Annotated in this window: 15 protein-coding genes; 5 read left to right on the plus strand and 10 right to left on the minus strand. The window is 36.0% G+C overall.

Annotated features, from left to right (window positions below; all coding sequences use genetic code 11):
- Positions 1 to 51 precede the first annotated feature (51 nt).
- From CD126_RS09165 to CD126_RS09175, 3 genes are read left to right on the plus strand one after another with little or no spacing between them, the layout of a single operon-like run.
- Entirely contained in the window at positions 52 to 375 is a 324-nt protein-coding gene (locus CD126_RS09165; RefSeq protein ID WP_049407429.1) for a PadR family transcriptional regulator, read from the plus strand.
- Positions 368 to 928 (plus strand): HAAS signaling domain-containing protein, encoded by a 561-nt coding sequence (locus CD126_RS09170; RefSeq protein WP_049407427.1) that lies wholly within the window; start codon positions 368 to 370, stop codon positions 926 to 928. Before CD126_RS09165 ends, CD126_RS09170 begins: the two co-directional genes overlap by 8 nt.
- The gene (locus tag CD126_RS09175; RefSeq protein ID WP_049407426.1) at positions 925 to 1,716 is read left to right on the plus strand and encodes a DUF4097 family beta strand repeat-containing protein; all 792 of its coding nucleotides are present in this window, start codon (positions 925 to 927) and stop codon (positions 1,714 to 1,716) included. The genes CD126_RS09170 and CD126_RS09175 overlap by 4 nt, the downstream gene beginning before the upstream one ends.
- 33 nt (positions 1,717 to 1,749) lie before the next feature.
- Here CD126_RS09175 and CD126_RS09180 read toward each other — a convergent pair whose 3' ends face one another.
- The 7 genes from CD126_RS09180 to CD126_RS09210 all read right to left on the minus strand — a co-directional run bounded on the left by CD126_RS09180 (position 1,750) and on the right by CD126_RS09210 (position 8,840).
- The gene (locus CD126_RS09180) at positions 1,750 to 2,439 is read right to left on the minus strand and encodes a CPBP family intramembrane glutamic endopeptidase (RefSeq protein WP_169931265.1); all 690 of its coding nucleotides are present in this window, start codon (positions 2,437 to 2,439) and stop codon (positions 1,750 to 1,752) included.
- Between the two features lie 353 nt (positions 2,440 to 2,792).
- The gene (locus CD126_RS09185) at positions 2,793 to 3,476 is read right to left on the minus strand and encodes a 6-carboxyhexanoate--CoA ligase (RefSeq protein ID WP_049407422.1); all 684 of its coding nucleotides are present in this window, start codon (positions 3,474 to 3,476) and stop codon (positions 2,793 to 2,795) included.
- Entirely contained in the window at positions 3,469 to 4,602 is a 1,134-nt protein-coding gene (locus CD126_RS09190) for an aminotransferase class I/II-fold pyridoxal phosphate-dependent enzyme (protein ID WP_103370369.1), read from the minus strand. The genes CD126_RS09185 and CD126_RS09190 overlap by 8 nt, the downstream gene beginning before the upstream one ends.
- Positions 4,603 to 4,620: 18 nt before the next feature.
- The gene (bioA, locus tag CD126_RS09195) at positions 4,621 to 5,988 is read right to left on the minus strand and encodes an adenosylmethionine--8-amino-7-oxononanoate transaminase (protein WP_049407417.1); all 1,368 of its coding nucleotides are present in this window, start codon (positions 5,986 to 5,988) and stop codon (positions 4,621 to 4,623) included.
- Complete coding sequence (gene bioD / locus CD126_RS09200) at positions 5,969 to 6,658, minus strand: dethiobiotin synthase (RefSeq protein ID WP_049407416.1); 690 nt, start codon at positions 6,656 to 6,658, stop codon at positions 5,969 to 5,971. The genes bioA and bioD overlap by 20 nt, the downstream gene beginning before the upstream one ends.
- A gap of 206 nt (positions 6,659 to 6,864) precedes the next feature.
- The gene (locus tag CD126_RS09205; protein WP_049407414.1) at positions 6,865 to 7,392 is read right to left on the minus strand and encodes a hypothetical protein; all 528 of its coding nucleotides are present in this window, start codon (positions 7,390 to 7,392) and stop codon (positions 6,865 to 6,867) included.
- 74 nt (positions 7,393 to 7,466) lie between these two features.
- A complete protein-coding gene (locus CD126_RS09210; RefSeq protein WP_232620130.1) occupies positions 7,467 to 8,840 on the minus strand; it encodes a YqeG family HAD IIIA-type phosphatase in 1,374 nt (457 codons plus the stop codon).
- 136 nt (positions 8,841 to 8,976) lie between these two features.
- On the opposite strand from CD126_RS09210, the gene CD126_RS09215 reads away from it, so the two are divergent.
- Positions 8,977 to 9,660: a hypothetical protein gene (locus CD126_RS09215; protein ID WP_049407411.1), complete on the plus strand. Its 684-nt coding sequence runs from the start codon at positions 8,977 to 8,979 to the stop codon at positions 9,658 to 9,660.
- 94 nt (positions 9,661 to 9,754) lie between these two features.
- On the opposite strand, the gene CD126_RS09220 is transcribed toward CD126_RS09215, so the two are convergent.
- The 3 genes from CD126_RS09220 to CD126_RS09230 all read right to left on the minus strand — a co-directional run bounded on the left by CD126_RS09220 (position 9,755) and on the right by CD126_RS09230 (position 12,176).
- Positions 9,755 to 10,603: a YitT family protein gene (locus tag CD126_RS09220; protein ID WP_049407409.1), complete on the minus strand. Its 849-nt coding sequence runs from the start codon at positions 10,601 to 10,603 to the stop codon at positions 9,755 to 9,757.
- Positions 10,604 to 10,921: 318 nt separating this feature from the next.
- Complete coding sequence (locus CD126_RS09225; RefSeq protein ID WP_049407407.1) at positions 10,922 to 11,437, minus strand: DUF4064 domain-containing protein; 516 nt, start codon at positions 11,435 to 11,437, stop codon at positions 10,922 to 10,924.
- A gap of 211 nt (positions 11,438 to 11,648) precedes the next feature.
- Complete coding sequence (locus CD126_RS09230; protein ID WP_049407405.1) at positions 11,649 to 12,176, minus strand: DUF4064 domain-containing protein; 528 nt, start codon at positions 12,174 to 12,176, stop codon at positions 11,649 to 11,651.
- Positions 12,177 to 12,387: 211 nt separating this feature from the next.
- On the opposite strand from CD126_RS09230, the gene CD126_RS09235 reads away from it, so the two are divergent.
- A complete protein-coding gene (locus tag CD126_RS09235; protein WP_049407403.1) occupies positions 12,388 to 13,686 on the plus strand; it encodes a PrsW family glutamic-type intramembrane protease in 1,299 nt (432 codons plus the stop codon).
- Position 13,687 lies beyond the last annotated feature (1 nt).

Here is a 13,687-nt window from a genome sequence, read left to right on the forward strand (position 1 = left end):
AGATGTGTATAAGAGACAGGTTTAATACTGAATGATGTGGAGGTCTAAATATTGAACATACAATTTAAGAAAGGTGCTTTGGAATTCATCGTCTTGTTGATCATTCAGGGCGAAGATCAATATGGTTATTCCTTAGTGCAACGCATCACACCAAGAATTAGTATCTCAGAGGGCACAGTTTATCCATTATTGCGCCGTCTTGTTAAAGATGATTATCTGACGACGTATTTTAAACCATCTACAGAAGGTCCAGCGCGCAAATACTACAGTATCACTGAAAGCGGCCAGGCGCGGTTAGCTACGTTACTCGACGAATGGCACAGTTTCACTGAAGCAATTGATTTATTTTTAGAGGAGAGTGAGATCAATGACTAAAAATGAATATTTGAAGCAGTTGGATAAGCATCTGAAACACGTCTCTAAAGAAGACCGCCAAGATGTGCTAGCTGAATATGAAACGCATTTCATTAGTGGTCAGGAAGACGGTAAATCTGAAGAAGAAATCGCACGAGAACTCGGCAATCCGAAGCAACTCGCCCGTGAGTTGAATGCGACATTAGCAGTGGAAAGCGCGAAATCAGAAGGCGGTTCTAAGAATATAGGCAAGGCGATTCTTGCGGTCATGGGCTTAAGTTTACTCAACTTCTTTATCGTGTTCATCCCAGCATTCTTCTTACTAATGATTTTAGTCGGACTCGTAGCTATCGGCATCACCCTACTCATGTTCCCAGTCTTTTTAATCGTCAAAGCAGTGAATCCTGAATATGGGCCTGTCGAGCACGGCGACATCTACATCACCATCGCAAGCATCGGCGTGTTAATGATGCTCATCGTCGTACTGATCGTAGCTGTCAAATGGCTCAGCATACTATTCATCAAATATCTTAAATGGAACATTCATGTCGTGAAAGGAAGTGCTTCAGCATGAGAAAGATATTAGGTATCGTCTTTGTAGTCGGGTTCATCCTCGCCGTCGTGTTTGGAATTCTGGGGATAAAAGATATGAGAGAAGAGGCAAAGCACACTAAAAGTTCTACTTTAGTAGATAAAAATGTAGAAGGCGAAGTTAAAAATTTAAATATCGAAAGTGGTTCTGGAGATGTAAAAATTAAAAAAGGCGAAAAGTTTCACGTGAAAATCATCGGCCCTAAAGATAAGGTGAATGCTAAAGCGGATAATAATAAAGGTACTTTAAACATCTCAAATAGTATGAAGAAGAAGATCATTTCTTTCAATATTTTTAATAATAACGAAAATACGATTGAAGTCACTGTACCACATCAACTTAAAAATACTAAGTTAAACTCATACTCTTTAGACACAATAATTACTGATTTAGATAGTGAGAATACTACACTTAATAATGACTCCGGAGATATAACAGTTAAAAATAGTAACTTAGGCAAACTTTCAGCTAATAATGATTCCGGAGGTATGAATATAGAGAAATCTAAGTTCAAGAAAGGTCATTTTGATAACGACTCTGGAGGTATTAATGTTTCAAACACACCTATAGACATCCCAATGGATATTAAAAATGACAGCGGTGATGTTAACTTCAGTTATGATAAAGCGCTCAAAGACACTAGAATAAACTCCAAAAACGATTCTGGAGACGTTAATATAGAAAGAAACGAACTGAAAAATGGTCGAATTGGAAACGGAACGCATGTCATTAGTATTGATAACGATTCCGGAGATGTTACTTTTAATTAGGTAGAAAAAGTGAGACGAAAATTAGAATTCGTCTCACTTGTTTTTGCATCTATAACGATCGATGGTTAATAATATACCTAAAATAACGATACTACCAAGATAAAATACCCACATTCCTATTCCTTCAAATACGTACGTATACATTTCATCAAAAGATAAAATAGATAAATTGTTAGGTATTAGTACGTACTTAGCGATTTCTAAATGGAACAGATGGAAAAACATCGTCACCCATATTGATTGAGTGTATGCTTTATAGAGATGTAAAGCAATCACAAATAATATATATTGAGGTATATTTCTTAATATATTAAAGCTAATATCATTTGCTAACAAACCACTAAGAAGTGCCGCAAATACTGCTACTGCACAGAAGATAATAGTATGTAAAACTAACGAACTAACAAATTTATATTTTTTCTTTAATTCAGTTAATATAAAGCCTCTGAACATCACTTCTTCTGGAAATGCTTCAAAAAGAAAAGTACCTAAGATGTTAATTAAAAATCCTATCCAAATCACGCTATCTAATTTCAATTGAACATCTTTTATCAGTCCTGTAGCTAAACCAATTAATAAAGTAAGGACAAATAATATTACAGGTATAGATAAACCAATGAAGAACTTTTTCAGATCCCTCACTTTTCCTAATCCAATTAGAGTAGGTATACCTTTATAAACTTTCGAACAATAAAAAAGTACAACTAAAACACCAATAGTCAAGAAACTACCAGCTATAATTATCTTTAAGTCACCATTTCCTCCAATGATTCCAGAAATATAAAAGGCAATAGTAAGTAGTACTAGCGTTACTAGTATAAATGCCCATAGCCTTCGTCTACTGAAACTACTGTATTTAATAATAACACCACCAAATTTTATAAGATTATCTTTTTCCTCTATTCAACTTATAATTTATCAATAAAGAAAACAAGCCCACTTTTTTATGAGCTTGCTTCGTTCCGCTTCAAATTTACTTATTTATCAATGTTTATGTACTTATACATCTTCTAACACAAAATTTAGTTTTCCTACTACACCCGCAGTCTTAAACTTCTAAAATTCATCGGTCAGCTCTAATAATTCACCTGTTTCGGCACTAATTCTAGAAATTCTGTATAGTCTTCAATATTTAGACTGTCCTCAACGAAAACGATACGTCCACCAGCACGACTATTATCTTCTTTAACGTTATATAATCGATGATACCCTGACCTTTTCGTCGCGAAGTAACCGGTCGTATAATGCATATCATCTGAAACACACAACTCTCCATGTACGGCGTCATGATGTGTGAGAATCGTCGCTAGAGATAGTGAATCTTGGACGCGTTCTTTCAACTGAATATATTCACGAGTATTATTGAAACAAAAGCGAGTAGCACGCACGCCACGTTTACCGGTCTGATCTAGACGTTCCCCCGTTTGCGTCGAAAGAATAAGCGCACCTGTATACCGTGTGTCGTCATGTATGTAATCTAAACCTCGTTCAAGTGCTTGCTTTGTTATGCCATTTTCTGTACATAATTTCATTAAATCAACGTGTTGTTCATCAATAATTTGAAGAGCAGAAAGTTGAATCAGAGGCTCCTTCACCTGTTCTATTTTCAGATTCAGGAAATCACTTTTCCCATTTTGATGATTGAACCCTTTTCTAAAGAAATGCTGTATTGCCGTCTCAATATCATGCTCTTCACATATCGTTTCCGCACCACTAATATGTTCATTATCTTGGCTCGCACGCATCTTCACACTAAACATCTGTTTCTTCATCTTCTTTCTGTTTTAAAATGATTTGAAATAATCGATCGATATCTGATTTTTGATGATAATAGGTTAACGAAAAGCGCAAAGTCGGACGACTCACTGTTGGATAACGAAAATAACTCACCAGTATTCCAGCTCCCATTAAAGCTTGGTAATAATTTTCTGCTTCATCATGATCGTTAAATTCAATACTTTTAATCGGTGTCAGTAAGTCGCACTTTTTACCTAAACAAGCGTATAACTTTGTATTAAAGTAAAGACTTAACTGCTTTAAATGCTGATTTCTATATGGTTCGTTCAACAGAGCTTGAGTATTTCTTAAAATAAAGTAAAGGTTCGACGTAGGCATACCGCTAGAATAAATTAATGCGCGGCCAGTGTTCACAAGTAGTTCTTTAAACAGCTGACTACACAGTATAACGCCACCGTGTGCACCTACGCTTTTAGACAAACTGGCAGTGATTACATCTATATTCTGATAATCATCAAAGTAATCTAACCCAAGCCCATGCGAATCATCGACAATCAGCCAAGTATTAGGAAATTGCCGTTTGAGCTTTACCAAATATTCAATATCTGCAATATCGCCATTAGTGGAAAATACACTATCTGTTACGATCAATTTCGTAGTATCTGGATAGGCCGATAGCCGTCGTGCTAAATCTTGATAATCTAAATGATGATATAGTTCCTTGGAAATACGACTCAGTTTCAGCCCATCAATAATACTCGCGTGATTCTCACTATCTGAGAATACGACCACCTCTTCACCTTTAAAAGTATTAAACAACGCTAAGTTCGCATCATAACCGCTATTCGTAATAACCGCTTCTTCAAAATTGAAGTGCTGACTCAGTAATTGTTCAATTTCTGTATATAACACCGAGTTTCCACTTACGAGACGTGAGCTGGCCAAATTAGTGCCGTACCGCTCTACAAAATTTGAGAAATCCTCAACATCTAACGGCAATTGCGCTAATCCTAAGTAATCATTCGAAGTAAAATTCATATATTCACGTTCTCCCAAACGAATCTGTTTACCTTCGATATGATGTACTTCTTTCAAAGTTCTATAACGCTGTTGTTCCTCCAATTGACTCAACTTTTGAGTTATATCCATCTTATCAAGCTCACTTTTCTAAAATTCGTACTGCCCTAATTCTTCTAACAATACTTCAGTGAAGATATCCGTCATTTTCTTAACTTCTTTCTTGCTCATACTTAAAATTGGAACGAAGGTAATAATATTTTCCAAATTGCGTATCATTAAGCCACGCTTTTTACATTCGTGAATGATACGCTCGACAGTTGGAATATTGAGAGGTTCGCTAGTCTCTTTAGATTCCACAAGCTCTACGGCATACATTAAACCGCGGCCACGCACATCTCCCACGTTAGGATGCGTACTCAATTTTCGTAATTTCTTACTCAAGATAGCTGAAGTTTGTTGAATTTGTTTTAACAGTTTTCGCTTCTCAAAGAGACGAATATTTTCTAAAGCGACGGCACATACAATTTGATTTCCTGTATACGTATGACCATGAAAAAATGTCTTTTCAGCATGTGAATTACTGAGGAAAGCGTCGTAAATTTTTTGCGAAGTGAGCGTCGCAGCTAACGGAAGATATCCTCCAGTAATCGCCTTACCTAGACACATGATATCTGGTTTCACATCTTCGTGATAGCACGCAAACATTTGTCCAGTACGACCGAAACCAACCGCAACTTCGTCTACGATTAATAAGATATTATGCTTACGACAAAGTTTTTCGACGCCTTTTAAAAAGCCGGCTGGATGAACGAACAGACCCGTCGCACCTTGAATCAACGGCTCCATGACGAAACCTACAATCTCATCGGCTCTTTCTTGCAGAATCGTATCAATATGCGTGAGAATCGATTCCACCATTTCCTCTTCAGATTCATAATCACTATGATAGAAAGACGGACAATCAACCTGGATATTTTCAAAAATCAAGTCATTGAAAATCTTGTGAAATGCATCGATACCACCTACACTTACTGAACCAATTGTGTCCCCGTGGTATCCATTATGTAACGTAATAAACTTATTCTTTTTCGCATATTTGACTGGATCAAGATTTTTCCAATATTGATAAGCCATCTTAATCGCAATCTCAACAGCTGCACTTCCTGTATCTGAATAGAAGACCTTCTTCAGACTTTCCGGCGTGATACGAACGAGCTGTTCAGCAAGCTCAATGGATGGAATATTTGAAGACCCCAACAAAGTAGAGTGCGCAATATTGTCCAACTGCTTATGTATCGCTTTGTTCAATTTCTTATCATTGTGCCCGTGCACATTTACCCACAGCGAAGCATAGCCATCTAAATATTTATTTCCTTTCGTATCATAGAGATAGCTACCCTTCCCTTTTTCAATAATAATTGGGTCGTGTTTTGAATAAACTCCCATTTGCGTGAACGGATGCCACACATATTCTAAATTTTTATTAACTAAATCCTCATGCTTTTGAAGATTCATCGTTTTTAACTCCTTTCAGGTGATCTAGTATTGATTTAGGAATTTCTGAGGCTGCCCCATTTTCTGGAAAAGTTTCAACATTTTTATGCAATAAATCTTTTACTGTTAAAAGATTGTCCTGTTCTACATCAGTATTTGAATGACGATTCATGATAAGTGTGTTGGATGGTAAATTCTGCGACTCTAAATAATGCTGATGTACAACAATATCACCAATTGCTCCTAGTTTAGAAGGCACGACACTAATAATGTGATCAGCGCCAGTATCCTTAATGAGATCAGCCGTCATGTACCATTCTTTGTCACTGTTATGTATTGGAACTGCTATACCACCCGCACCTTCGATTAGCACAATGTCATGTCTTGCGGCCAATTCTTCTGAACGGTCAATGATTAATTGTCTATCAAACAATTGATGCGGTTCTCTCTTAAATGCCAAATGCGGAGAAATAGGATCTTTAAATTTATACAGGGATGTGGTTTCGTAGCTCAATCCACACTTTGTCTTATACATTTCTAAATCTGGATAGGTTCCATCAGGCATTTCTTCAGTTTGAAAAGGTTTGAATATCGTGACGTTGTACCCTTCATTTTTCAGAAAGTGATACAAATTCACTGTTATATAAGTCTTACCAATGTCCGTATTCGTACTTGTAATAAAAATATTCATTTTTCTCACCAGTTACTTTAAAAATTTAATAGGATATTTATATCTTAAATTGAAAATCGGTAATTGTAAACCTAATAAAAATATAAGTTAACATTAAGAACGGATTTAATGTGTTAGTTTATGAGAAACTTCGTGAAACTGATGAAGAAAACAGAAAAAGCGAGACGCTAAACTGTCCCGCTTCTCTATATGGCATTTAGCCACCTCTATTCAACTTTTCTACTTCTTTTTAAAAACTTTCGAAGTAACACATTCTCATAACTCAAAATATCGATAGCAATAATCTCATTTTTATCAATGGGGACCTCTGTTTGCGTAAAATCTTCGAAGTTTATCGCGTTCATAATAACCTCTTTTTCAAAAATATCTTTAACACTACCAACCAACACTTCTTCATGAGTGCTTGTAACGATAGTATAAATATCTTCTGAATTTCGCATTTGATGAAAGGTACCTTCTAAACTACTATAGTCATCATAGTTTAATTCCAAACCTAAAGGATTATAGTTCCCATTATCGACATTATAGTTATTAGTAAACTCCATTAATTCAAGATATTTCGATGAACTGACTAACTTTCCAACTTTAGCTTTTGGGCGCACTTGAAAGCTGTCCAATCTTCCTGTTTCATCAAGTGATTCAACTATATATAACTCCTCTGTTTCAGCCACTATACTACCAACTGTAAAGACTGTTTCATTATTTTCTAGATAAATTTCATATAACTGAGTCATCAACCTCACTGCTTTCTATTTTTCGAGTTGAATTATCCTTTATTTATCTAAATGTGTGAGATAATCCCACTTCCTTATTCACTCTTAATCTGATCTTCTGGAATTAAGTCATAATCAAACATGACTTCAGAACGGTTATCCAATAAGAGTTCACGGTCAATTTCTTTAGAAGTAGCCGCATCTTCAGTCACTTTATAGATTTTTGATTTACGATAATATTTGCCGTTCTCTTTCACGAAGCGATGATTCTCTTCTTCTAAATGATATTTCCAAGGAAAGGCCTCTTCACTTCTCAATTCACCATACAATGTTTCATCAGCGATCCATAAGCAGATTTGTATTTTCTGCGAAGTTGGATTTTTAAAACGATAGTCCACGTAATTGTAAGAAACTGACGTCCCATTCTGAAATGGTTTACGCTCACCTTGATCAGGCGCGAGCGCATCAGAATGTGCATGGAATTCAGTGATTTGAAGTGGACTATGAATTACAAGTAAATGTAGATTATTAGCCAAATTACAAATTCCGCCACCCATGCCGGCCTGAACTTGATTATTCACTATAACTCGGCCATCTTTATAGCCGTTTTTCTTATTAATTTTTCCTACGAGTTTCCAAAAAGAGAATTCTTCTCCAGGATTAATGACAATTCCATCAATTTTAGAAGCTGCTAAATCAATATTGTCAGCTTTATTCGTTTGTAGTACAGGATCGATACCTGGCCCTTTTTTAATCAAATATGAAGAAACGGTATGAACCACATTCGGTAACTTCAATTTTTGTCGATGTTGCGCAAACTTTTTACGCCCTTTCAAATCTTGAATATGACGTTTTGCTGTTTCTTTTTTAACTGCTAAATCATAAAGTTTCGGATATCTTTCGCTTAGAGGTTTACGTTCTGTCATGTCTGTCTCCTTAATTTGATGTTGTAGTGGCGAGCGTTGTTGAATTTTAAATATTTTACCCACCTTTAGTAAAAGCTGTTCTACGCGACGATTCTTACCAATCTTCGTCTCATCTTCATGCATCAAAAATTTCACTAATATATTCGCTAAACCACATTTATTCGCGCCATCAATATCTGTAAATAATTGGTCGCCAATCACGATGATTTGATCTTTAGAAAGGTCGAGTTGCTCAACGGCTTTATGAAAATTTCTCACATCTGGCTTATCTGCCATCGGAATAAATTGAGTTTGGATATGACGATTAAATTCACTAATGCGTTCCTCGCTATTATTTGATAATAATAATGTTTTAAAGCCTATATTATGTATTTCAGTAAACAAAGCATCTACTTTCTCTGTAGTGTCCGCTCCGTGTGGAACTAATGTGCCATCAATATCAAAGATGAGTCCTCTGTAACCCACATCGTATAAATTGTTGTAATTGATATCATAAACGCTCTCGCTCAAGGCGTCAGGCATATATCTTCGTAGTAAATTCATGTTTTTTATACCTCACTGAAAAAGATTTTATAAAAAAATACAATAAAACTATTGTTATATTCACTCTATAAGTGTAAACTGTCCACATAAGAAAATCAATAGTCTATGAAGTTACACATCAAAGGGAGAGAGAAACGTGCATCATAGTAATTTAATCGTTATGCTTACATATCAAGACTTTACAGTTCAGAACGCATATCAAATCTTCGAGGAATGCAAAGATACTGCAGCACAATATTGGGGATTTAAAGATAAAGGCTTACCAGAAATTGAAATGAAGGAATTGTTTAATTACATGAAGTCGTGTGGTAAAACCACAGTTTTGGAAGTCGTTGAATATGATGAAGCTAGCAGTTTAGAGGGCGCGGAACTTGCTAAAGCATGCGACGCAGATATTCTCATGGGAACGACGTATTTCGACTCCGTCAACACGTTCTGTTTAGCCAATCACATCACTTACCTTCCATTCGCTGGAGAAGTTGTAGGTCGACCTTCCGTATTGAAAGGCGACATCACACAAATTATTGAACAAGCTCAAGATTTATCAGAGCGAGGTGTGAGTGGCTTTGATTTATTAGGTTATCGTCATGAGACGACACCTGAAGCACTTATTGAAGCTTTTGTAGAAGAGAACGACTTACCCGTTTGTGTCGCAGGCAGTATCGATAGCTACGACAAACTTGATTTCATTAAGCGTGTGAATCCTTGGGCATTCACGATAGGGAGCGCTTTCTTCGATCACAAATTTGATGGTACCTTTAGTGAACAAATTGATAAAGTGATTCAATATATCAATCAAGAAGACGCCCTTCCTAGTTAATCAACGCTATTAGATAAAAAACGTACCCTAACCATCTTAAATTTCAACTTTCGGTTAGGGTACCCTTTTATTTTTCAACTTTAAGACATCCGATCTACTGCATTTTCATAAATCCGTTACCTAAGACGTCCCGCACATCGTGGATAACTAAGAAAGCATTGGAATCGTGCGCATTGACGATTTTTTTAATACGTGCCAGTTGGTTCTGAGGCACAACGACGTAAAGCACGTTCGTTTGTCGACGTTCGTAGCCACCTACACCGTTAAGCAACGTAGATCCGCGGCCTGTTTCATAATGAATTTGGTCACTAATTTCACCATTATACTCAGAAATGATGGTTATGGCCTTCTTAGGATTGAAACCTTCAATAACAAATGCCATACATTTTTCCACAATAAAGAGCATAACGATGGTATAAAGTACATTCTCAATATCTATCGTAATTAAGAAAGAGAGGACAATGAGCGTATCTAAGACGAATAGCGCTTGCGACGTCTTCACTTCCGTATATTTATCGATAATCTTCGCGATGACTGACGTACCACCAAGCGTACTGCGAGCTGAAATAACGAAACCTGTACCAATTCCGATAAACGCACCACCGAAGATACTGTTAATAAAGTCTGACTGTAGATGCAGATTGAAAGATTCAGTGAGCGCTAACCAAACCGAACTCGCAATCACCGTGATCAGTGTATAAACCGCTGTCGTCTTGCTTAAGTACTTCCAACCTACTGCGATGAGAATGATGTTGATGATGAATGACGTGAGCGCTGGTGAAAGACCGAGCGTATACTTGAGGTTCAAGGAAATACCGACCGTACCGCCTTCACCGAGGTTTGCTGCGATGATAAAAGCATTGACGCCCACCCCAATGAGGAACGTACCTAGCAAGCAGAAAATAATATTTTTAGTGTGAATTTGAATAGCTTTCTTACTCATATTCACTTGTCCTCCCTTCCTACTATAGAATCAATCTCCTTTAGTAAAATTTTTATTTCTTAAATACTGGACAAAACAAAAAGAACCTTTTAGATTTTCGCTAAAAAGTCCTAAATATTCATTATTGTTATCGTTCTTGTCACACGCAATTTCTAATCATAATAAAGATTTCTTGCTTTTACAACACAAGCAGGTTAGGAAAATTTGACATTTCTATTAAGACAGATAAGGGCGGGATTGGAGATGGCTTATACTTTAAATAAAAAACCACCCAACTATCACTATTTCGATAATTGGGTGACATATCATTAACACTTATTAATACTTGTACGGATCGTCTTTCACTTCATCAGTGTAACGACGTGAATCATTGTCTATAAAATCTTGGTTGTTAGTGTGTGTTTGTTGGTTATTATTGTAATTATGGTAAGCGCCTTGATCAATCGGCTGTTTAGGCTTTCTCACTAATAGCATGATACCTGCGATTATCCAAAGTATTCCTGCTACAAAGTTAATAGAAAAGAAGTTGATAATACCACTAACAAGGAGAATAATTCCCGCAGCTTTCGTCTTCTTGCCAATCCAAATCGCAGCCATGATGCTTAGAATAAGAAAGATAATAGCTAAGATGAATGACAGAATTGAAAAAATTGACCAAACACTAATATAATTTTCTGCTTCGCTATTACTATATAAACCTGATTCAACTAGCGCTTCTTTAGTACTACTAGCGAAAACAATGTAGTTAAATATCCAATAGATAGTTACTAAGAAACTGAGTGCTGTAATTCCTACGCCTATCCAAGAAATCACGCGTTCTGCTGTACGTTTCATAATTATGTTATCTCCCTTCTTATTTTCTAGCCCATATTTTATCATAAAAACGCGTATAATTAATCGGTGATTCTGTAAAATTTACGTGAATTTAAATATTTTTGTGATAAATCCTATTTTTTTAATAAAAACAGAGAATTAACACATAGAAAAAGTCACTCTTCCATCGCTCGTTTAGACTGCGGGTAGAGTGACATATCATTACAAATTATTAATACTTATACGGATCATCTTTGACTTCTTTCGTATAACGACGAGCATCATCTTCTAGAAAATCAGAGTGTTTATCTTGCTCGTTAGTATAATCTTGTTGTCTATCATATGTACCTTGGTGAGATCCTTGGCTAGGTTGCTCTTTAGAATGTTTGCGGAAAAGATTAATACTAGCAATAATCCAAATCAGACCGATTGGCCAAAAGTTAAAGACTATTGATAGAATACCAATAACCAAAAGCATAATCGCTGCTGCTTTCGTCTTCTTGCCTATCCATATCGAACCAATAATACCAAAAATAATGAGAATAATAGATGAAATGAGGAAAAAAACTGATATAGGTCCCCACAAAGTAATAAAATCATCAGCTTCACTATAACTAAATGCATCTGTAGCTATAAGTCCTTCTTTCGTTTGATTACCCATAATTGCGAAAAAGATAGTTCCTAGAAAGCACCCTAATAATGCGAGTCCCATTAATCCGACAGCAATCCAAGATGACACACGTTCTGATGTATATTTCATATTTATGTAAACTCCCTTCTGACTTTGCTCAAACATAGTTTATCATGAAATAACGTGAATTTAATTACTTATTTAAAAAATTCTAAACATCTATTTTCTAAGTATGCGTAAATTATGTGCTTCCCCTTTTAACCAATCCAAAAATCATATAGCAATTCCTTTAATAATAAATTAAAATATGACTATACATAAAAAACAAAGGTGGATGCTCATGCAATGTTCGAAATGTAATCAAAAAGTTAATCCTGAAGATAAATTCTGCATGTATTGCGGTAATAATTTAGAAAATGACGGTGCTACATATTCTGAAGAAGCACAAACTACTTCAGTCCCTCATTGTCCAAGTTGTCATGCAGAAGTCAATCCAGACGACAAATTCTGTATGCAGTGCGGATTCAACTTAGCGACCGCTTCAAATACTAATTTCTCACATACTGAATCTCTCGAAAACCAAACTAAAGAGAACGTGAGTCTCGCGGACGAAGCGAAACAATTATTCAACAATACGACGAAATCTATCGGTAGAATGGCAGGAAATGAAGAAAGTCTAAATCTCAATTTACGCGATATGTTCTCAGAAGTATTTAAATCTCACTCTCGAGAAGAAGCCGATCGTATCTTTATTGCAGGTACTAAAGAAACGACGCCTGCCCTTAAAGATGTTTCCAATGAATGGGGCCGCCCATGGCTATTTTCTCGAGTATTTGCGGCAATGGCTATAACATTTATATTATTATGGGTTATGGCTACATCATTTGAAAATGAGAACGCCATTCCAGGTCTTATATTTATTGGAGCCTTAACTGTACCTTTATCAGGACTCTTCTTTTTCTATGAGACTAACGCTTTTAAAAATATCAGTATCTTCGAAGTTCTGAAATGGTTCTTTATTGGGGGCGTATTCTCACTTTTAGTTACACTCTTCCTCTATAACTTTGTATCATTTAGCGAAGAGGCAGAAGTATTTGGATTAATGACGCTCACTGATGCTATCTCTATAGGTATCGTAGAAGAACTTGGTAAAGCAATTATCATTATTATAATTGTGAACATGAGTAAGACAAATAAGATTCTTAACGGATTACTCATAGGTGCGGCAATCGGAGCAGGTTTTGCCGTTTTCGAATCAGCAGGTTATATTTTGAAATTTGGCTTATTTACTCAAGGTGATTTCATGAATATGATCATCCTACGAGCTTGGACAGGCCTTGGAAGTCATCTTGTTTGGGCGGCAATTGTAGGTGCTGCCGTAGTTATTGCTAAAAGCGAAGTAAAATTCGAATTTAATAACATTGTAGATCCAAGATTTCTATTTTTCTTCTTCGCATCTGTTATATTACACGCAATTTGGGACGTAAATATAACATTTTTAGGTAGTTATAACTTGAAAATCATTATTTTAATTGTTCTCGGTTGGCTATTAGTTTTCATCTTAATGAAAGCAGGATTAAATCAAGTTAATACACTGCAAAATACCATTAATGAAGAAATTTATGAGAATGAGAAGTAAA

The organism is Staphylococcus pettenkoferi (genome assembly GCF_002902685.1).
In the GTDB taxonomy this organism is placed as follows: Bacteria; Bacillota; Bacilli; order Staphylococcales; family Staphylococcaceae; genus Staphylococcus; species Staphylococcus pettenkoferi.

Excerpts from the sequence above, each read along its gene's own strand:
- CD126_RS09170 (WP_049407427.1), top strand. The coding sequence starts at position 368 with ATGACTAAAAATGAATATTTGAAGCAGTTGGATAAGCATCTGAAACAC.
- CD126_RS09175 (WP_049407426.1), top strand. The coding sequence starts at position 925 with ATGAGAAAGATATTAGGTATCGTCTTTGTAGTCGGGTTCATCCTCGCC.
- CD126_RS09185 (WP_049407422.1), bottom strand. The coding sequence starts at position 3,476 with ATGTTTAGTGTGAAGATGCGTGCGAGCCAAGATAATGAACATATTAGT.
- CD126_RS09190 (WP_103370369.1), bottom strand. The coding sequence starts at position 4,602 with ATGGATATAACTCAAAAGTTGAGTCAATTGGAGGAACAACAGCGTTAT.
- bioA (WP_049407417.1), bottom strand. The coding sequence starts at position 5,988 with ATGAATCTTCAAAAGCATGAGGATTTAGTTAATAAAAATTTAGAATAT.
- bioD (WP_049407416.1), bottom strand. The coding sequence starts at position 6,658 with ATGAATATTTTTATTACAAGTACGAATACGGACATTGGTAAGACTTAT.
- CD126_RS09205 (WP_049407414.1), bottom strand. The coding sequence starts at position 7,392 with ATGACTCAGTTATATGAAATTTATCTAGAAAATAATGAAACAGTCTTT.
- CD126_RS09210 (WP_232620130.1), bottom strand. The coding sequence starts at position 8,840 with ATGAATTTACTACGAAGATATATGCCTGACGCCTTGAGCGAGAGCGTT.
- CD126_RS09220 (WP_049407409.1), bottom strand. The coding sequence starts at position 10,603 with ATGAGTAAGAAAGCTATTCAAATTCACACTAAAAATATTATTTTCTGC.
- CD126_RS09225 (WP_049407407.1), bottom strand. The coding sequence starts at position 11,437 with ATGAAACGTACAGCAGAACGCGTGATTTCTTGGATAGGCGTAGGAATT.
- CD126_RS09230 (WP_049407405.1), bottom strand. The coding sequence starts at position 12,176 with ATGAAATATACATCAGAACGTGTGTCATCTTGGATTGCTGTCGGATTA.
- CD126_RS09235 (WP_049407403.1), top strand. The coding sequence starts at position 12,388 with ATGCAATGTTCGAAATGTAATCAAAAAGTTAATCCTGAAGATAAATTC.